A 19547-nucleotide genomic window follows, 5' to 3' on the forward strand; every position below is an offset into this window, starting at 1 on the left:
CCTACGGTGAAGGCGTCCGGCTCATGTCACGGCTTGCCGACGACGACGCCCCCGAGCGCACCCCGTCGTAGGACTGGGCGTGCTCGGGGGCGTGTCCCCGGATGGGTGAGGGCTGGCAACCAGCCTCAGGCGCGGCGGCGGCTCACCAGCAGGGCACCTCCCATGACGGCGAATACGGCGACCGCCAACGGCAGACCGATCCTGACACCGGTGCTGGCCAGCGGGTTCCCGGAGGGATCGCTGGGAGCCCCGGGCGTCGGGTCCGGCACCGGCGGGTCACTGGGCCCGGCCTGCGGGGGCTCGTTCGGCGAGGAGGGGTCGCCAGGTGTGGCGGGGTCGCTCGGGTCCGGGGTATTGCTCGGATCCGGGGACGGCGACTCGCTGGGCACCGGCGTCGAGGACTCGCTCGGGTCCGGGGACGGCGACTCGCTGGGCGCCGGCGTCGGGGACTCGCTCGGGTCCGGGGTCCCACCAGGCGTCGGGGACTCGCTCGCCGACGGCGAAGGCGACTCACTGGGGGACGGCGAAGAGCTCGGCGAGGGCGCCGGCGTCGAGGACTCGCTGGGAGTCGACGAGGCGCTCGGCGACGGCGAGGGGGACTCGCTCGCCGATGGAGACGGTGAGGGCGTTGCCTTGGGCGTGTAGGTGTTGGTGAAGGTCGTGGCCACCACCTGGTTCTTCTCACCGATGGTCACCTCCTGGGAGGCGGGTGCCTCCAGGGTGTGCCCCTCGATCTGGGCGGCCTGCGCGTCCTCCGTGATGGTGCACTTGGTGCCCACGGGCAGCTGGGGGCCGGAGACCGCGGCGCCGTCGGCCTTGACCTTCAGCGTGTCCTTGGCGTTGTTGTCGCAGGTGTAGGAGAAGGTGAACTCCTTGTCCCCCACCTCAGCGCCGGTGACGCTTTTGGTCACCGAGAAGGTACCCATGTCGCGGGCGTAGGTGTTGGTCATCGTCACCTGGGCCGTCTGGTCCTTGGCGATCGTCACGGTCTGCGCATCCGGGGCGGTCAGGGTGTAGCCGCCCTGAGCCGCCTTGGCGCCGTTCTCGGTCACGGTGCAGGTTGAACCGGCCTTGATCTTCTTGGACTTCTCCGAGGTCGCCGCCCCGGTCACTGTCAGAGTCCCCTCGGTGCCGTCGGTGCAGGTGTAGGAGAACTCGAAGGTCGAGCCACTGAAGTCACCGTCGCCGGCCAGGGCCTTGGTGACCGTGAAGTCACCCTCCTCCACGGCAACTGGGTCAGCGGCGTTGCGCAACTTCACGGCCGTGGACTTCTGGTTCTCGATGGTCAGGGTGGAGGTGGCCTCGTCCCCCACCATGAAGACCGGGGTGCCCCAGACGACGCCGGCAGGATTGGTCGAGGCCGTCGTCGTGTCCTCGCTCAGAGTCAGCACCGTCCCAGCCGGGAAGGTGCCGTTATACACGGCCTTCTCACCGACGGTGACAGTCATCGATGTGTCTCCACCGGTACGGTCCTGGTTGACGGTCCCCGGAGCCGTCCACCCCGGATAGGTGTCGGTGGTGGCGCCGCCGGGCAGGGTGTATTTGATGTTGACGTTGAAGGTGGTGCCGGCCGGCACCTTGGCAGTCTCGGTCCCGGTGAGGAGCTTGGTGACATCCAGTCCACCGAATCCTGGCTGCAGGTTGACGTCAATGGTGAAGGACTTGGAGTAGTACACCGAGTAGAAGTGCTCCAGATCGCTCCCTACCACGGAGACCTTGTTCGTGTACTCCACGCCGGCCTGGATGACGCCGTCGGCCGTTGACGGGGTGGAGGTGTAGTAGAGGAAGTAGTTGGTCTGCGGCGCGAAGGGACCGGTCACGGTGATGGTGGCGGTGCTGCCCTGGACGGTGACATCGAGGTCGAAGTCGCCCTGACTGGTGTCCTGGTCGGCGCCGCTGGCATCCGTGACCTGACCGTAGAGGCGGTTCCGCCCTTGAGCGTTTCCGATCTTCAGCTTCCACTCGCTCTTAGCCGGAACGTAGGCCTGCCCAGGACCGAGCTGGTCGGAGAAGGTGATGGTCGATCGGGTCTTGCCGTCCACGACCAGCGACCCGCCCTTGTTCTCAAGGGACTCCTTGACCTGGTCAGGCCCGAAGGTCACCACCCAGTCCACCTTCTTGGAGGTGCTGGTGACATCGGAGCCCCACTTGCTCATCCACTGCGGCTTATATTCAAGTCCGACATTGTCAGCAATCTTGCCGCCGGGCACGGGCACCTCGATCTGCTTGCCGTTGGCATCGATCATCACGTTGGCCGAGTCAATGGCCGCGGAAGCCCGCACCAGGGCCGTTCCGTTGCCCTGCAGGCCGGTGAAGCCCTGGCCAAGGATGGTGTCGAGAGTGCTGTTGAAGGTGCAGGTGATGGTGCGGTCGTCCATCACGCACTCACCAATGGTGCGATCCGCGCCCTGGTGGGAGACCTTCATCGGCTCCGAGAGGTGCTCCCGGTTGCGGAGCTGCTCGGGCAGCTGGATCTGGAAGGAGTCGCCACTCTTGGCGTTGGCGTTGCGGGCATCCCAGGCGAACTTCAGCTTGAGGATCTCATCGACCTTGACCGAGGTGTTGTCCGGTTCCTCGACGCCGTTGGCGCTGGAGGCCACGAGCGACAGGCCGGAGACGGCGATCGACGGATTGTTGGCGGCTCGGGCCTGCGTGGGCAGGACCGCCAGGAGCGTGGCGACGAGCGCGACAAGTGCGACAAGAGCACCCGCCGCACGCGCAGGAGTGCCATGCACCCTGGGAATAGGGATGGAGGACACGGGCAACCTTTCGGAAGATTTCTGAGATTTACCTGATGACCGACTGAACCTAACGTCGACAGCAGGCGCTCTCCAATGGCGCGGATCTCATCCGCAGTCACGAATCGGCGTCCGTTAGGTCTCCGACCTGCATGAACGTGCCACCGCAGCCGGCCCGCTAATCGCCATCACGGGCCCGAGCTCACCCAGTTCCCGCCACCCCCTCGGCACCAGGTTCACCGACACTCGGCTCCGCTGACTTGCGGCTGCCCGCCCCCTCTGAGGAACGCCTTTTTTCCTACGACGTCACTTCTGGTCCCGGCACGCGATCTCCAAGGCATCACAATGGATACAAACGTCGCATCCACCGCTCAGTCAGGTAGTTGACTGAGATAATAGTTCCATGAGCCCCACGGTTCGGGTGGGCGAGATCGCCACCCTTGTCAGCAACCTCGTCGATCAGCTCACGCAGCGGTTGGCGGCCGACGACGCACCCGCACGCCTCGTCGTCGGGCTCGTCGGGGCTCCCGGCTCGGGCAAGTCAACGATTGCCGAGCAGCTGGAGGCCGGACTCGAAGCAGCTGGCATCTTCGCCGGCCTCGTCCCCATGGACGGCTTCCACCTGTCCGACGCCGTCCTCAACGAGCTGGGGAGCCACGACCGCAAGGGCGCACCGGACACCTTCGACGTCGAGGGCTACCTGGCGACCCTGGACCGGGTGCGGGCCGACGGCGCCAAGCAGGTCCTCGTCCCGGTCTACCGGCGAGACCTGCACGAGCCGGTGGCGGCCGGGCGCATCGTGACCGGGCCGGGCGCCGTCATCACCGAGGGCAACTACCTGGCCCTTGAGACACGCGGCTGGGGCGCGGTGCGTGAACGGATCGACCTGCTCATCCACATCGACGTACCCGAGGAGGTGCTCGTTCCCCGGCTCATCAACCGGCACGAGGACTTCGGCAAGAACGCGCTCGACGCCGGCCACTGGGTGCGCACGGTGGACCTGCCCAACGCCCGCCTCATCGCCACGAGCGTCCACCGCTGCGACGAGGTGTGGCGCGAGCCCGAGGATGAGTCCAGCTCCGACGACAGCGCTGACGACGAGCTCGAGTAGCGCCTCGGCGGCCCGCACCGGCGTCCGCGCAGTGGCAACCTTCTGGCACGCGATCACCGGCTCCCTGCTGGCCATGCACTGGCGCCTGCGCGGATTCCCGACCGGGGAGGACCCGCACGCCACCGTACGCGAGCTGCGCCGGTGCACCCGTGTGGTCATGTGGGCCCGGCGCTTGCGCTGTTCCAGATACCGCCCGATCATCGGGTATGCTCAAACTGCTCAGGGCAGTAGCCCTGTGAAGTAGACCCGGCAGCCTTCCGGACGGTGGGCGAGCCGGGTTTTGCGCATCATCGAAGCGGTTCGCACCGACAACTCCCCCATCCAGTGCGACGTCGGGGGCAGGAGGAGTCATACCCTCCTGCCCCCGACGTCGATCATTGGCGGGCAGCTGACGGCGGCCGTCTCACAGCATGCAGGAGACGCAGCCCTCGACCTCGGTGCCGATGAGGGCGGCCTGGCGCAGGCGGATGTAGTAGAGGGTCTTGATGCCCTTGCGCCACGCGTAGATCTGGGCGCGGTTGACGTCGCGGGTGGTGGCCGTGTCCGGGAAGAAGAGCGTGAGGCTCAGGCCCTGGTCCACGTGCTGCGTGGCCGCGGCGTAGGTGTCGATGATCTTCTCGGGGCCGATCTCGTAGGCGTCCTGGTAGTACTCGAGGTTGTCGTTCGTCATGAAGGGCGCCGGGTAGTAGACGCGGCCGATCTTGCCCTCCTTGCGGATCTCCACCTTGGCCACGATCGGGTGGATCGAGGAGGTGGAGTTGTTAATGTAGGAGATTGAGCCGGTGGGCGGAACCGCCTGCAGGTTGCGGTTGTACAGGCCGCCCTCCTTGATCTTGGCGGCCAGCTCGGCCCAGTCCTCACGCGTGGGCACGTGCACGCTGGAGGCCGCGAAGATCTCCTTCACCCGCTCGGTGACCGGCACGAAGTCCTGGGTCACGTACTTCTCGAAGAACTCGCCGCTGGCGTAGGTCGAGTCCTCGAAGCCCACGAAACTCTCCCCTCGCTCCACGGCCATCTCGTTCGACGCCGTCAGGGCGGCGAACAGGACGCAGGCGAAGTAGACGTTGGTGAAGTCCAGGCCCTCCTCGGAACCGTAGTGGATGCGCTCGCGCGCCAGGAAGCCGTGGAGGTTCATCTGCCCCAGACCGATGGCGTGCGACTCGTGGTTGCCCCGGTCGATGGAGGGAACGCTGGGCAGGTGGGTCTGGTCGCTGACCGCGGTCAGGCCGCGCACGGCGGTGCGGATCGTGCGGGCGAAGTCCGGGGAGTCCATCGTCTTGGCGATGTTGAGGCTGCCCAGGTTGCAGGAGATGTCCTTGCCCACGTGAGCGTAGGTGAGGTCCTCGTTGAGCTCGCTGGGCTCGGAGACCTGGAGGATCTCGGAGCACAGGTTGGACATGACGACCTTGCCCTTGATGGGGTTGGCCCTGTTGACCGTGTCCTCGAACATGACGTACGGGTAGCCGGACTCGAACTGGATCTCCGCCAGGGTCTGGAAGAAGGTGCGGGCGTTGATCTTCTTCTTCTTGATGCGCCCGTCGTTCACCATCTCGCGGTACTTCTCGGTCACGTTGACGTCCGCGAAGGGCATGCCGTAGACGCGCTCGACGTCGTAGGGGCTGAAGAGGTACATGTCCTCGTTGTTGCGGGCCAGCTCGAAGGTGATGTCCGGGATGACGACGCCCAGTGAGAGGGTCTTGATGCGGATCTTCTCGTCGGCGTTCTCGCGCTTGGTGTCCAGGAACCGCATGATGTCGGGGTGGTGGGCGTGCAGGTACACGGCCCCGGCGCCCTGGCGGGCTCCCAGCTGGTTGGCGTAGGAGAAGGAGTCCTCCAGCAGCTTCATGACGGGGATGACGCCGCTGGACTGGTTCTCGATGCGCTTGATGGGGGCGCCCATCTCACGCAGGTTGCTCAGCAGCAGGGCCACTCCCCCGCCGCGCTTGGACAGCTGGAGGGCGGAGTTGATGCCGCGGGCGATCGACTCCATGTTGTCCTCGATGCGCACGAGGAAGCAGGAGACGGGCTCGCCGCGCTGGGCCTTGCCCTCGTTGAGGAAGGTGGGGGTGGCCGGCTGGAAGCGGCCGGACATCATCTCGTCGATGAGATCGAGGGCGAGCTGCTCGTCGCCGTCGGCCAGGGTGAGAGCCACCATGGTGACGCGGTCCTCGAAGCGCTCCAGGTAGCGCTTCCCGTCGAAGGTCTTGAGCGTGTAGGACGTGTAGTACTTGAAGGCGCCCAGGAAGGTCTCGAAGCGGAACTTGTGGGCGTAGGCGGCCTTGAAGGCGTCCTTGACGAACTCCGGGGAGTACTTGTCCAGGATGTGGCCCTCGTAGTAGCCCTCCTCGACCAGGTACTCGAGCTTCTCCTCCAGGTCGTGGAAGAACACCGTGTTCTGGTTGACGTGCTGGAGGAAGTACTGCCGGGCCGCCTCATGGTCGGCGTCGAACTGGATCCTGCCGTTCGCGTCGTAGAGATTCAGCTTCGCGTTGAGCGCGTGGTAGTCCAGATCCGGGGAGGACACGGTCTCTGATCCGGTGTCCGTCAGCGTGTCTGCCAAAAGTCTTCCAATCCTTCTTTGACGCGTGCGACGTCCGTGGGGGTGCCGAGCAGCTCGTAGCGGTACAGGAACGGCACCCCCAGCTTGCTGGCGATGATGTCACCCGCCAGGCAGTAGGCCTGGCCGAAGTTGGTGTTGCCCGAGGCGATGACGCCCCGGCACAGGGCCCGGTTGTCCGGGTTGTTGAGGAAGGCGATGACCTGCTTGGGCACCGCCCCCTTGACGGAGCCGCCGCCGTAGGTGGGCACGACCAGGACGTACTCCTCGTCCACCACCAGCGGCGGGTCCGTGCGCCGTAGGGGGATGCGCGCCGTCGGGAAGCCGAGCTTGCCCACGAATCGGTGCGTGTTCTCCGAGGTGGAGGAGAAGTAGACCAGAAGGGGCCTGCTGCTCACGGCGCGCCCCGCGGTCTCAGACCGCGACGGACTCGACGGCGAGCGCGAGGGTCTTGATCTTGTCCGGACGGAAGCCGGACCAGTGGTCCTCTCCGGCGACGACGACGGGAGCCTGGGCGTAGCCCAGCGACTTGACCTGCTCGAGGGCCTGAGCATCCAGGGAAATGTCCACCGTCTCGTAGGACAGGCCGGCCTTGTCCATGGCGCGGTAGGTGGCCGTGCACTGGACGCAGTTGGGCTTGCTGTAGATGGTGATCGCCATGGCCGTCTCTTCCTCAGGGTCCGGTGGCGGTGACTGCGGCCCGTCCCTGGGCAGGGACTGAGCCGGCAGCACCACACGCTTGTCATTCACGGGAGGCCAGAAGGGCCCCGCGGAGCAAGACACTACCCCTTGGGGTAAGCCGGGTCCACCACCCCAAGATGCTGTGTCTGACATGGTCCTGTGCACACCACCCCTCCCTTCTGTGGAAAACACTCACCGAGCTGTGGACGGCCAGTGGAGACGGCTGACAGCCACCTTGATGGTGACGCCGCACCCCGGCCCCACGATCCGCAGAACGATGGTCTTACACGGGTGTGACATCTATTCAGAGCCCTTAGCCACAGGGAGGTTCGGTCGCCGTCGGCTATCTACCCCCACCCCTGGGGACGAAGAGGAGAAATTCACCCTCGGGCACGTGCACGCTCGGCGTGTCACCACTCCCAGCAAAACACCAGCCGACACTCAGGGTCGGGGATGGTTGAAAATGATTCTTCCGGACACCCGCCACCGGCAGCACCGCGCCTGAGGGCACAAGACACGCACGCGGACGCCCGCAAGGCGACGGACAGATGCGCTGAAAGTACGCAGTCTCACATCAGAAAGAGAGGCTTCTGCTCTAGAAATCTTCACAGGGGTCGATTTATCGTTATCGTTACGGATTTGTAATATTCCGGTTCCCAACCCACCTCCCCTAAGGACTCCACATGCAGCAGCTGATGCAAGAACTGCTAATCGCGCTGGCCTACATCGGCGCCGACCTGGTGGCCATCACCCTCCTGGTCGGAGCGCTCTACATCCCACGCCACGGACGTCGTGACCTCGTAGCCGCCTACATCGGCGTCAACGTGGGCGTCCTGGCCGTCACCCTCCTCCTGTCATCGAGCAGCCACGTCGGAGCGGGCCTGGGCCTGGGCCTCTTCGGCGTCCTGTCCATCATCCGCCTGCGCTCCTCCTCCCTGGCGCAGGGCGAGGTGGCCTACTTCTTCGCAGCCCTGGCCCTGGGCCTGCTCGGCGGGATCCAGAGTCACCTCGTCATCGTCTCCATCCTCATGGTCCTCATCCTCGCCGCCCTGTGGGTCGGCGACCACCCTGCCCTCATGCGCCGCAACCGCAACCAGACCGTCACACTCGACCAGGCCATCAGCAACGAGGACGAGCTCATCCTCGAGCTCGAGGACCTGCTCGGTGCCCAGGTGCGCAGCGTCGACCTCAAGAGCCTGGACCTGGTCAACGACACCACCATCGTCGAGGTCCACTACCGGCTAAGTCGTCAGCCCCGCACGGCGAAGCCGATGGCGCAGCTCGAGGCCGCCGGTGCACCGCAGTCCGCCCAGGCGCATCGGGAGGAGGCCCCGCAGGGGGCCCACCTGATCCAGGAGGCTGCGTCTCAGGCTCCCGCCCAGACTCAGCCCACCGGGCAGCAGCTCTGGCCTGAGGCCCCCACGACCGACAGCGCTGCAACAACAGCCACCGCCCCACCCCGCTACGACTGGATCACCGGGAACAGGCAGCGGCACATCTCCCCCCAGTACAGCCAGTCAACCGCCCGTGGCGCACCCCCGCCACAACTGACCGCCGGTCCTGCCGACTCGGTCCACGACGTCGGCGCCGCACGCCCTCCCCACCTCCTTCCGCACCCGGAAAGGACCGCACTGTGCCGAACACCGAAGGCATCAAGACCATTACCCTTGCCCAGCTGAACTCCGAGGCAAGCCTCCTGACCCGCATGGACCGCAAGTACCTGGTCCCGCCCCGCGACACCCAGGAGGTCATCGACTACCTCGCCCCGCGAGCGCAGGTCCTCCAGATCGACGGCCTGCGGCACTTCCGCTATGCGTCGACCTACTTCGACACCCCCGGCCTGGACGCCTACTTCCTGGCCGCCCGCAAACGCCGTCGGCGATACAAGATCCGCACCCGCACCTACCTGGACTCCGGCCTGTGCTTCCTGGAGGTCAAGACCAACGGCTCACGCGAGTCCACCGTCAAGGACCGTTTCAAGTACGACCCCGACGACGCCGACCGCGTCACACCCGACGGCCGCCTGTTCATCATCGAGCGCCTGGTGGAGTCCTCCACCTGCTCCCCGGACGAGGCGAGCACCATCGCCGAGGCCCTCGTGCCGGTCATGGACTCCACCTACAGCCGCACCACCCTGCACCTGCCCCACGACGAGGCCCGGGCCACCTTCGACACTGAGCTCACCTGGGACCTGTTCGACCCCGACGGGCGACGCCTCAAGACGGGCATATCAGTGGGACATCTCAATGTCGTCGAGACGAAGAACCCGTCCACGGCCTCTCCCACGGACCGCCTGCTGTGGCGCCAGGGGCACCGGCCGGCCCGTATCTCGAAGTACGCCACCGGGATGGCGCTGCTGTACGCGAACCTGCCCACCAACCGGTGGCACCGCACCATCAAGCGTGACCTGGGGCGCTACCAACGTCAGACGCGGCAGCGCCAGGTCGCGGCCTGAACGGCAGCCGAAACACATCAGCCTCACCCCCTCACCAGCGACTCCGGGAGTAACGGGCTTCGCCCGTCCCGGGGTCGCTGTTCGTTGCTTCACACCGGCGGCGGGACAAGTCATGCCTCACCCATGCCCCTTTCACAGCCCGCTCATGAAATGCGCCCCTTGACTGTTGTTCACCGGACGGAGCCACACCGCCGCGGCGCGCCCAGAGCGCATGCTCGACCTTCAGGCGCCCGCCTCACGGCCAGGCCCCGTCGCCGGTCCGAATAACCCTGACAGGAGCCACCGGATGAGCCTGACCACTCTGACCTACATCGCTGCCGACCTCGTCGCCCTCGCCGTCCTGGTCGGCGCCCTCTACGCCCCTCGCCACTCCCGCAAGGACCTCATGGCCGCCTACATCGGCGTCAACGTGGGCGTCCTGGCCGTCACCCTGCTGCTGTCGACCGCGAGCGTCGCGGCCGGTCTGGGCCTGGGGCTCTTCGGTGTCCTGTCCATCATCCGCCTGCGCTCCACCGAGCTGGCCCAGCACGAGGTCGCCTACTTCTTCGCGGCCCTGGCCCTGGGCCTGCTCGGCGGGATCCAGACCGCGCCGATCGGGATGGTGGCATCCCTCATGGCCACCGTCGTCGCCGCACTATGGATCGGCGACCACCCGGCACTCATGCGCCGCAACCGCCACCAGGTGATCGTGCTCGACCACGCCATCACCAACGAGACCGCCCTCATGGCCCACTTGGAGCACACCCTGGGCGGACAGGTCCGCTCGGTCGAGGTCCAGCGCCTCGATCTGGTCAACGACACCACCATCGTCGACGTCCGCTTCCGGGTGCCTCGCAAGACCCCCGCCGAGCTCGAGGCCGAACCCGCTAAGGTCTCCAAGCCCACCTACGCCTCCCAGGCCTCCGACGACGTCGCCCCCGCCCTGGAGCCGGCCGGTGCGCCCGCCTCCCCCACCGCTCACGCCTGGGCCGGCACACGCCTGAGCACCGTGCAGACCAGCACCCGCACCGGCCAGACCGACACCCAGCCCGTCACCATCACGCCGGCCGCCCAGTACGTCACCCGCTCCGCCGCGCAGCAGAACGTCGCCGCACGCTGAGACCGGAAGACTGAGAGAACGACGATGACACGAACGACCGCCGGGTCTGTGAGCACGAAGCACCTGACCACGACCACCCTCGCCGAGCTCAACAGCGCCGCCGGCCTGCTCACCCGCGTGGACCGCAAGTACCTTGTACCCCTGAAGAGCGCGCAGGACCTCGTCGACCGGCTCGCGCCTCACGCCCAGGTCCTGGCCATCGATGAGCGGCGCCGCTTCTCCTACGCGTCGACCTACTTCGACACCCCGGAGCTGGACGCCTTCATGCTCACGGCCCGCAAACGGCGCCGGCGCTTCAAGGTCCGCACCCGCACCTACCTGGACTCCGGCCTGTGCTTCCTGGAGGTCAAGACCTGCGGGGCACGCGGCACCACCGTCAAGCGACGCATGGGCTACCACGCCGACGACGCCTCCCGCCTCACCGGCCCCGGCCGCGCCTTCGTGACGGCCTGCCTGGCGAGCACCGGAGTCACCGGCTCGGCCGCCGCCCACCAGGTCGCCGCCGTACTGCGGCCGGTGCTGGCCACCACCTACCAGCGCACCACCCTGCACCTGCCGCGCGCCGAGGCCCGGGCCACCATCGACACGGCCCTGACCTGGCAGCGCCTGGGGCCGGCACCCTTCACAGGCGCCTCAGCAGCAACCTCACCGGGGACGCCGACGGGCCCGCAGGCCCTGCGCCCGTCCCACCTGGCCGAGGCGATCAATGACGGCGAACCGGTGGCGGTGGCGGATATCGCCGTCGTCGAGACGAAGAACCCGGCCACGCCGTCGCCTGCGGACCGAGCCCTGTGGGACGCCGGCCACCGGCCCACCCGCATCTCGAAGTACGCCACCGGGATGGCGCTGCTCCACCCCGAGCTGCCCGCCAACAAGTGGTACCGGACCCTGACCCACGAGCTCGCCGACCTGTTCGGCACCGACCGCTCCAGCCTGGAGAGCATCAGCACGGGTCATTCCTCCAGCCACCCCCTGACCAACACGGCCGTCAGTGCGGCCTGAGGGCCGCCTCAAACCAACCGCAGAACCGGCACCGGAACCGACAAGAAGAGAGAACAGGAACCATGAAAACCACCAAGACGACGACCAAGCCCCTCAACCGACGTCGCCGTCGTGCGACCGGAGCCGTCGCGCTCCTGGCCGCGCTCGCCCTGGCGGCCGGCTGCTCAACCTCCTCGGCCTCCGGCAAGGCGAGCGCCTCCAGCTCAAGCGGCTCGGAGACGACGTGGACGACGATCTCCTCATCGGTCGCCACGGCGTCGACCGGCGCGAGCGTCTCAGACATCCTGGGTGCCAACGCCTCCGTGGAGGACGCCTCCAGCTCCGAGGACGACGCCGGGACCCCGGACACGTCGTCGGCCACCACGATCACCCTGTCGGGATCCTCGGCCTCGGCCAGCGGGTCGTCGTCGAGTAGCGTGAAGGTCGACGGGGGGACCGTGACCATCAACAGCGGCGGCACCTACGTCATCAGCGGCGAGCTCACCGACGGGCGGATCGTCGTCAACGCCCCCAAGGCCGATGTGCGCCTGGTCCTCAGCGGCGCGAGCATCACGAGCTCGGACGGGCCGGCCATCGACGTCCAGGACGCCGGCAAGGCGATCGTGGTCCTGGCCAAGGACTCCAAGAACACGCTGACTGACGGCCAGAGCTACGCCTCGGGGCAGGAGGCCACCGCGGCCCTGTTTTCCTCCGACACGCTCACCGTCACCGGGACCGGGTCGCTGGACGTGACCGGTTCCTACAAGGACGGCATCTCCTCCAAGAACGGTCTCATCATCACTGGCGGCACCACCATCAAGGTCAAGGCCGCCGACGATGGCCTGCGCGGCAAGGACTACCTGGTGGTGGAGTCCGGGACGCTGACGGTGGAGGCCGGAGGTGACGGCCTGAAGTCCAGTGAGGGCAACGATGAGACGAAGGGCTTCATCTCCCTGGGCAAGGCGAGCGTCACCCTGACCTCCTCCGACGACGCGATCACCGCGACCACGGACGTCACCGTCAAGGACACGACCTTGACGATCACGGCCGGCGGAGGGCAGGCCAACGCCACCGTTGAGGAGCAGGCTGCGCCCGGGCAGGAGTCGACGGCGGACTCCACGACGCCCTCACCCAAGGGCATCAACGCCGGGGTGAGCTACACGCAGGACTCCGGGAGCGTCACCGTCAACGCGGCCGACGAGGGGCTGCAGGCGCCGTTCATCAACGTGGCCGGCGGCGAGCTGTCCATCGCGGCGGGCGACGACGGCATCAACGCCTCCAACGGCGACCACGTCATCGAGGGCCACGAGAACGCGGACACCGAGTCCGACGACGGCTCGGTGCTCACGATCAGCGGCGGCGAGGTCGAGGTCTCCTACGCCTCCTCCGACGGCATTGACTCCAACGGCTCGGCCTACGTCAAGGGCGGTATCGTCGTGGTCTTGGGCCAGGCCGGTGAGATGGACGGGGCGGTGGACGCCAACGGCGAGACCCAGCTCGTGGGGGTGACGGGGTCGCCGTCGGTGAGCGCGGGAGACACGCTCACCGTCACGGACTCCTCCGGGTCGCAGGTGGCCTCCGTCAAGGTCGACTTCACGGCCGCGGCGATCACGGTGCTGGGGCTCACCGAGGGCCAGCAGTACACGGTGGCGACGTCGTCCGGCGGCTCGGCCACGGGGACGGCCTCGGCGCTGTCGGCCGGGACGGGAGGCCCCATGGGTGGTGGCGCCGGTGGTCAGGGAGGCCCCGGCGGTCAGGGCGGTCAGCCCGGTGGAGGCCAGGGCCAGCAGCCCGACGGTGGTCAAGGTCAGCAGTCCAACGGCCAGCAGCCCGGCAACCAGAGCAACCAGCAGTCGAGCACCCAGTCCGGCACCGCCCAGAGCAGCTGAGCTGAGCCGAGAACCGGGTGGGGGGCCGCAGCGCACAACGCTGCGGCCCCCCACCCGCTTTACAACACAAGAGGACCCTGGTTCCGACGGGAGATACTGGGACAGGTAAGTCAGTGAGATCCAGTGATACGCGGATTCGGATCATGCGAGCAGACGACATCTATGCCTTCATCGACACATTCTTTGAGCCACGCCCGAGATTCCTTCCACGCACGAGCGTCAGTCCGAGTCTTGTACTGAAAGGCAAGCAGTCCTAAAGGTGCCCTTCCCCCGAATAAGTCTGTTCGTGCATCCATGATCGCATCCCCGGCATGGATAAGTGGTGAACGGCCCTCACGATCGATGACGACGGCACAATGCCCATCGATATGTCCGTCCAGCGCCACCAGTCTCAGTTGGTCACTGACTCGTCGAGCAGGTCGTGAACGCCACGTTTCCAGCAGATCGACAGGTGCCCACTGAGGGGTATGAGACCACTGAGCAGGGTGAAGTCTGCGCGCCATGTCCCTGCGCAGCACCGGAATGATGAGATCAACTTGCTTGCGCGACACATAGACGTCTGCCCACGGAAAATCCGAGATACCACCCACATGATCAAGATCATGATGAGTCAGGATGATGCTCCGCACATCATGTGGGTCTATGTCAAGTTTCTGCACCTGTCTGATCGCTGTTTCCTCTGGATCGAGTGCGGGGCGAACCCTGCGCAGAAAAGTATCTCCTAAACGACCTCGAGGGTCACGCAGATCTGACATCCCCAGCCCCGCATCGATAAGAGCCCAATATTTCCCTGCTGGCACCAGCAGGCAGCGGCACACCAGCGTGGCCGGAGCGGTCAGACCTCCTCGACCGTTCACAAGAAGTTGGCTCGGCGGGTGGAGTGTGCCACAGTTGAGATGATGAATCGTCATGACAGCCAGACTCCCCCTTCAGGTCGACCTCAAGGCAAGCGGATCGGCGACGTGGCCCGCGAGACCGGGATCGCAGCACACGTTCTACGGCACTGGGAGGATGAGGGGATTCTGAAGCCTGTCAGAGACTCCCTCGGGCACCGTCGGTATCGCCTCAAGGACCTCAGTCGCGCCGCGGCGGTGAGACGCGCGCAGGAGGCGGGGTTCACCCTGGAACAAATCAGGCGCTTCATCCGAGCGACCGCGCAGGAGCGCAAGGCCCTGCTGAACGATCACAGGTCGGCACTTTCTGAGCAGCGCGATCGGCTGACTCGTGCCATCGGCCTCGTCGATCGCGCCACGCGCACATCTTCCAACTCCTCCTGCCCATACAGCCTGTGAAGGGAAAATCAGTCAAGGACTAGGCCCCGCCCGGGTTCATCCCCGTCACTGCCCGGACCGAAGGCCGCCTCAGCACTCCACAACATTGACGGCCAGGCCGCCGCGGGAGGTCTCCTTGTACTTGGCGAGCATGTCCTCGCCGGTCTGGCGCATCGTCTCGATGACGGTGTCGAGGCTGACGGCGTGCCGGCCCTCGCCCCACAGGGCCATGCGGGCGGCGTTGATGGCCTTGACCGCGGCCACCGCGTTGCGCTCGATGCAGGGGATCTGGACGAGTCCGCCCACGGGGTCGCAGGTGAGCCCCAGGTTGTGCTCCATGGCGATCTCGGCGGCGTTCTCCACCTGGGCGGGCGTCCCGCCCAGGGCCTCGGCCAGGCCGGCGGCCGCCATCGAGGAGGCCGATCCGACCTCGCCCTGGCAGCCCACCTCGGCCCCGGCGATCGAGGCGTTGGTCTTGATGAGCCCGCCCACGGCGGTGGCGGCCAGCAGGAAGCGGCGGGCGCCGTCGTCGTCGGCCCCGGGGATGAAACGCTCGTAGTAGGCCAGGACCGCCGGGACGATGCCGGCCGCGCCGTTGGTGGGGGCGGTGACGACGCGGCGCCCGGCGGCGTTCTCCTCGTTGACCGCGAGCGCGAACAGGTCCACCCAGTCCATGCCGCGCAGTGGGTCGGCCATGGTGAAGGCGGCGGCCGGGCCGGTCGACTGGGCGAGCAGCCGCTCGTGGAGGGCCTTGGAGCGGCGGCGCACCCCGAGCCCGCCGGGCAGGATGCCCTCGGCGTTCATACCGGCCTCGATGCAGGCCCGCATCGTGGCGCGCAGGCGGTCCAGGTAGCCCGTGACCTCCTCCCGGCTGCGGGCGGAGAGCTCGTTGGCCAGGACGATCTCGGACACGCTCAGCCCCTCACGCTCGCAGATCGCCAGCATCGCGGCCGACGTGGTGAAGGGGAAGGGCGCGGGGGTGGCGTGAGCCTCGGTGGTGGATGCGGTCGCCAGGGCCTGGATCGACGGCGATCCGGGGACGCCGACGTCCTCCATGACGAAGCCGCCGCCCACGGAGTAGTAGGTGCGGCGCAGGATCTCGGCGCCGCTGGCGCAGTAGGCGGTCAGGGTCATGCCGTTGACGTGGTAGGGCAGAACGCGGCCGGGCAGGAAGTGGATGTCAGCACCCGGACTGAACGGGACGGGGCCGACGCCGTCGACCACCAGCTCCCCGGCGGCCTCGACCTCCTCCATGAGGGACTCGCACACGACGGCGGGGACGGTCTCGGGCTCATAGCCGGCCATTCCCATGACGGCGGCGCGGTCGGTGGCGTGCCCGCGGCCAGTGGCACCGAGCGAGCCGTAGAGCTCGACGGTGACGCGGGTGGGCTGCGGCAGGCCGGCGCCAGGGACCTGTGAGGCGCACTCCCCGTCGGATGCCCCCGCGCCGCCTGGGCGGACCGCCTCGGCCAGCGCCCGGCTGAAGGCGCGGCCGGCCCGCATGGGGCCCACGGTGTGGGAGGAGGAGGGCCCGATGCCGATACGCATGAGGTCGAAGACGCTCAGCGGGCGGGGCGCCCGCTCGGCATCGATCGCACCAGCGAGGAGGGCCGCGGGCGTGGCCGAGTCCAGCGCCTTGGAAACGAGGGCGGTGTCGGGGGCAACGGCGGACAGCATGGTGGTCTCGACACCGGTCTCCCTCGTGGCCGACGTGGTCGTAGAACCGGCTGCGAAATCAGGGGCGTTTGTCGAGGCAGAGAGGCTGTGGCGGGTCACGTCCCCATGATGCACGCCCGGTGCCGAGGACCCAAGTCTGCGAACCCGACCTGACCGGCTACTGCCGCATCACAAAGCCGTAGCGGCCGGCTCAGGAGCACTCAGGCCACCCCGAGCAGCCCTTCGGTGTCACGATTGGAGACTTTTCAAGCCAGGGTTGGCCACCGAGGCGACATCGGCAACCCGCTGACCTGCGAAAACGCCCAAAACGCCGTCTTTGAGGACGTGAACGCCGACCTAAAAGTCTCCATGTGTGACACAACAGCCCGCTCAGCACCCCGCGCACGTTCTCGCACAAGAGCTCCGGACGTCAGTCCGTCGGGCGCACCAGCCACCAGGCGGCATAGGGCGGCACCGGCACGCGGCCGTCCCCGGCGCCTTCCAGCGAGGTGGAGCCGAAGGGGATCGTGTCGGTCAGAACGTCGGTGGCCCCCATGACGCCGAGCCGGGCGAGCTGGTCGGCGGCGACCGAACGCCACTGCGGCGTCACGTTGTACACGCCCACGAAGCTGCCGCGCGGGTGGTCCCGGTAGGTCACCAGCACCCCGGGATCGTCGACGTCCTGCACCTGGGTGCGCACGGCGGCGTCGAGCTGGGGCAAATCGGCGCGCACCCGCGCCATCCGCGCCAGGTCGGTGAAGACGCGCCCCTCCACGGTGGAACGGTCGTGCCGGTTGGCCATCCGGGCCTCATCGAGTCGGGGCCGCCCGGCCCAGCGCGAGTCGGCCTCGTGGCCAGGCTCGGTGTCCCAGTTAGGGTCGTTGGACTGGGCGAGCTCATCCCCGCTCCACAGGACGGGGATGCCGCCCCACCCGTAGAGGATGGCGTGGGCCATGCGCAGGGCGTGGATCCGCTCCTCGCGCCAGGTCCACAACGACTCGACCTGGTGCTCGGGGGTGGCGTCATTAACGCCCTCCCAGGCCTCGGCGGCGGCCTCGATCCCGATGAGCGAGGCCGCGGTCCCGGCGATACGCCGGTCCCCGGTGGCCGGGTTGTACTGGAAGACGAGGCCTCTGGCATCGGAGGTGGGGTACTCGCCGCTGTACCAGTCGGCGAGGAAGGCCCGGTGGTCGTAGCCGCTGAGGCCCACGGCGGCCGCGTCGGCGTCGTCGATGGCCCAGCCGATGTCGTCGTGGCAGCGCAGGTAGGTGATCCAGGTGGCGGTGGACGGCTCGACCGGCAGGTTCTGGAGCGCCTCGACGGCCAGCGTCGTGTCGCGCGCGGCAAGCATGGACCAGACCTGGACCATGAGGGAGTTGTGGTACGCCAGATCGGAGACCTTGCCGGTGTACTTGCCCTGGCCGAGGTACTGGAGGAGCTCGGTGGGCGCGACGATCGCCTCGGCCTTGAGGTCGACGGCCGGGCAGGCGATGCGGGTCAGGGCGCGCAGGACCTCGGCGATGGCGTGGACCTCGGGCTGGCCCTGGCAGTCGGTGCCCAGGCGCTTGATGGTGAAGGCTATGGCGTCCAGGCGCAGCACCTCGACGCCGCGGTTGGCCAGGTCCAGGACGATGCTCGCGAACTCGGCCATGACGCGGGGGTTGCGCCAGTTGAGATCCCACTGGAAGGAGTTGAAGGTGGTCCACACCCAGCCGCTGACGTCGTCATCCCAGGTGAAGTTGCCGGGGGCGAAGTCGGGGAAGATCTCCGGCAGGGTGCGCTCGTAGGCGTCGGGCTCGGTGCGGTCGGGGAAGATGAGGAAGTAGTCGCGGTAGCGTTGCTCGCCGGCGCGCGCCCGCACCGCCCACTCGTGCTCGGCGGCCACGTGGTTGAGGACGAGGTCCATCACCAGGGAGATGCCCTCGGCGCGCAGCTCACCGGCCAGGTGCTCGAGGTCGTCCATGGTGCCCAGATCCGGGCGCACGGTGCGGTAGTCGGCCACCGCGTAGCCGCCGTCGGAGTCGCCGGGGCGCGGAGTGAGCAGCGGCATGAGGTGGAGGTAGGTGACGCCCAGCTCGCGCAGGTAGTCGATGCGGTCCTCCACACCGCGCAGGGTGCCGGCGAAGCGCTCGGTGTAGGCGGCATACCCGACGCGGCCGGGGTGCTGGGCCCAGGCGGGGTCGAGGGTGCGGGTCAGGTCCAGGCGGCGCAGCTCGTGCTCCCGCTCCGTGTAGGCCCGGGCGGCCAGGGCCAGCAGGTTGAGGGCCTCCTCCTCGGCGGCCTCGCCGTAGAGGGTGGTCAGCCCGTCGAGGAGGTCGGGGTACCAGGTCTCCACGCGCGTGAGGAAGACGTCGCGTTCGGCGGCCTCAAGCGGGTCCAGGACGTGGAAGACGATGTCGTCGAGTGACGGCGGGAGGGGCGTAATGGCGCTCATGGAACCATGGTCCCCGATTCGACGCCGTCGCGGTACTGATTTCCTCACCCTCGCGACGGCTGGGGGCGGGCAGCCGGCGCAGCCCGCTGCTGGCAGGGCAGCCGACTACTGACAGGACCCGACCACCGACGGGGAGCCGGCCACCGACTGGGTCCCGCGAGCGCCCGGGCATCAGGATCCGACGGCGTCGTAAGACTCGCGATGGGCCAGGATCTGGGCGGAATTGTCGTGGATCCAGGTGCGCAGTGCGCCAATGGGCCCCTGGAGGCTGCGGCCCAGGTCGGTCAGCTCGTAGTCGACGCGCGGCGGCACGCCCGGCAGCTGGGTGCGCGTCACCAGGCCATCGCGCTCCATGGATCGCAGCGTCTGGGTGAGGACCTTGGGCGTCACCCCGCCGACCCGCGAGCGCAGCTCTCCGAAACGGCTCGGCCCGTCGGCCAGGACCGTCACCACCAGCGGGGTCCAACGGTCGACGACGTGGCGCAGCACCGTACGCGACGGGCAGGCGGGCGAGAGGATGTCGAAGTCGAAGACCGCCGTCTCGACATTGCTGTCGGCGGCGCCACCTCGAGCTGTCTCCCGCCGCTCAGCAAGTAGTCCCTCATCCCGTGACACAACGCACTCCTTTGGTTACTTTGAGGTACTCAGTATCCATATCATACCGTCAAGTCATCG

The 19547-nt window shown here is 67.7% G+C and carries 15 protein-coding genes; 7 read left to right on the forward strand and 8 right to left on the reverse strand.

The window, feature by feature from the left end:
* Positions 1-125: 125 nt before the first annotated feature.
* Positions 126-2759 (reverse strand): DUF7926 domain-containing protein, encoded by a 2634-nt coding sequence (locus BQ8008_RS11005; RefSeq protein WP_108834026.1) that lies wholly within the window; start codon positions 2757-2759, stop codon positions 126-128.
* A gap of 382 nt (positions 2760-3141) precedes the next feature.
* Between BQ8008_RS11005 and BQ8008_RS11010 the strand changes: the two genes are divergently transcribed.
* Complete coding sequence (locus BQ8008_RS11010; protein WP_108834027.1) at positions 3142-3849, forward strand: NB-ARC domain-containing protein; 708 nt, start codon at positions 3142-3144, stop codon at positions 3847-3849.
* Between the two features lie 403 nt (positions 3850-4252).
* On the opposite strand, the gene nrdE is transcribed toward BQ8008_RS11010, so the two are convergent.
* Genes nrdE through nrdH form a run of 3 tightly spaced genes read right to left on the reverse strand, consistent with a single transcriptional unit; the run spans position 4253 to position 7066 of the window.
* Complete coding sequence (gene nrdE, locus BQ8008_RS11020; protein WP_108834028.1) at positions 4253-6409, reverse strand: class 1b ribonucleoside-diphosphate reductase subunit alpha; 2157 nt, start codon at positions 6407-6409, stop codon at positions 4253-4255.
* Positions 6394-6804 carry a class Ib ribonucleoside-diphosphate reductase assembly flavoprotein NrdI gene (gene nrdI, locus BQ8008_RS11025; RefSeq protein ID WP_108834029.1) on the reverse strand — a complete coding sequence of 137 codons (411 nt, stop codon included), beginning with the start codon at positions 6802-6804 and terminating at the stop codon, positions 6394-6396. Before nrdI ends, nrdE begins: the two co-directional genes overlap by 16 nt.
* A gap of 16 nt (positions 6805-6820) precedes the next feature.
* Entirely contained in the window at positions 6821-7066 is a 246-nt protein-coding gene (nrdH, locus tag BQ8008_RS11030; RefSeq protein WP_003788409.1) for a glutaredoxin-like protein NrdH, read from the reverse strand.
* 704 nt (positions 7067-7770) lie between these two features.
* Here nrdH and BQ8008_RS11035 point away from each other — a divergent pair.
* From BQ8008_RS11035 to BQ8008_RS11055, 5 genes are all read left to right on the forward strand, one after another.
* Positions 7771-8766: a DUF4956 domain-containing protein gene (locus BQ8008_RS11035; RefSeq protein WP_108834030.1), complete on the forward strand. Its 996-nt coding sequence runs from the start codon at positions 7771-7773 to the stop codon at positions 8764-8766.
* Positions 8721-9542 carry a polyphosphate polymerase domain-containing protein gene (locus BQ8008_RS11040; protein WP_108834031.1) on the forward strand — a complete coding sequence of 274 codons (822 nt, stop codon included), beginning with the start codon at positions 8721-8723 and terminating at the stop codon, positions 9540-9542. The genes BQ8008_RS11035 and BQ8008_RS11040 overlap by 46 nt, the downstream gene beginning before the upstream one ends.
* 286 nt (positions 9543-9828) lie before the next feature.
* A complete protein-coding gene (locus BQ8008_RS11045) occupies positions 9829-10641 on the forward strand; it encodes a DUF4956 domain-containing protein (protein ID WP_108834032.1) in 813 nt (270 codons plus the stop codon).
* A gap of 24 nt (positions 10642-10665) precedes the next feature.
* Positions 10666-11643 carry a polyphosphate polymerase domain-containing protein gene (locus tag BQ8008_RS11050; protein WP_108834033.1) on the forward strand — a complete coding sequence of 326 codons (978 nt, stop codon included), beginning with the start codon at positions 10666-10668 and terminating at the stop codon, positions 11641-11643.
* Between the two features lie 62 nt (positions 11644-11705).
* Positions 11706-13511 carry a carbohydrate-binding domain-containing protein gene (locus tag BQ8008_RS11055; protein ID WP_108834034.1) on the forward strand — a complete coding sequence of 602 codons (1806 nt, stop codon included), beginning with the start codon at positions 11706-11708 and terminating at the stop codon, positions 13509-13511.
* Positions 13512-13621: 110 nt separating this feature from the next.
* Here the strand turns inward: BQ8008_RS11055 and BQ8008_RS11060 are convergent, their stop codons facing one another.
* Positions 13622-14422 carry an MBL fold metallo-hydrolase gene (locus tag BQ8008_RS11060; protein WP_108834035.1) on the reverse strand — a complete coding sequence of 267 codons (801 nt, stop codon included), beginning with the start codon at positions 14420-14422 and terminating at the stop codon, positions 13622-13624.
* On the opposite strand from BQ8008_RS11060, the gene BQ8008_RS11065 reads away from it, so the two are divergent.
* Positions 14411-14803, forward strand: coding sequence for a MerR family transcriptional regulator (locus BQ8008_RS11065; RefSeq protein WP_159086797.1), 393 nt, complete (start codon positions 14411-14413; stop codon positions 14801-14803). The two genes, BQ8008_RS11060 and BQ8008_RS11065, sit on opposite strands and share 12 nt — an antisense overlap.
* A gap of 69 nt (positions 14804-14872) precedes the next feature.
* On the opposite strand, the gene BQ8008_RS11070 is transcribed toward BQ8008_RS11065, so the two are convergent.
* The 3 genes from BQ8008_RS11070 to BQ8008_RS11080 form a co-directional block, all read right to left on the reverse strand.
* A complete protein-coding gene (locus BQ8008_RS11070; protein ID WP_108834037.1) occupies positions 14873-16558 on the reverse strand; it encodes an L-serine ammonia-lyase in 1686 nt (561 codons plus the stop codon).
* 310 nt (positions 16559-16868) lie between these two features.
* Positions 16869-18872 (reverse strand): alpha-amylase family protein, encoded by a 2004-nt coding sequence (locus BQ8008_RS11075; RefSeq protein WP_108834038.1) that lies wholly within the window; start codon positions 18870-18872, stop codon positions 16869-16871.
* A 171-nt stretch (positions 18873-19043) separates the two neighbouring features.
* A complete protein-coding gene (locus BQ8008_RS11080; RefSeq protein WP_234415372.1) occupies positions 19044-19487 on the reverse strand; it encodes a winged helix-turn-helix transcriptional regulator in 444 nt (147 codons plus the stop codon).
* Positions 19488-19547: the final 60 nt, after the last annotated feature.

The sequence above is a fragment of the Actinomyces sp. Marseille-P3109 genome (genome assembly GCF_900323545.1).
Taxonomy (GTDB): domain Bacteria; phylum Actinomycetota; class Actinomycetes; order Actinomycetales; family Actinomycetaceae; genus Actinomyces.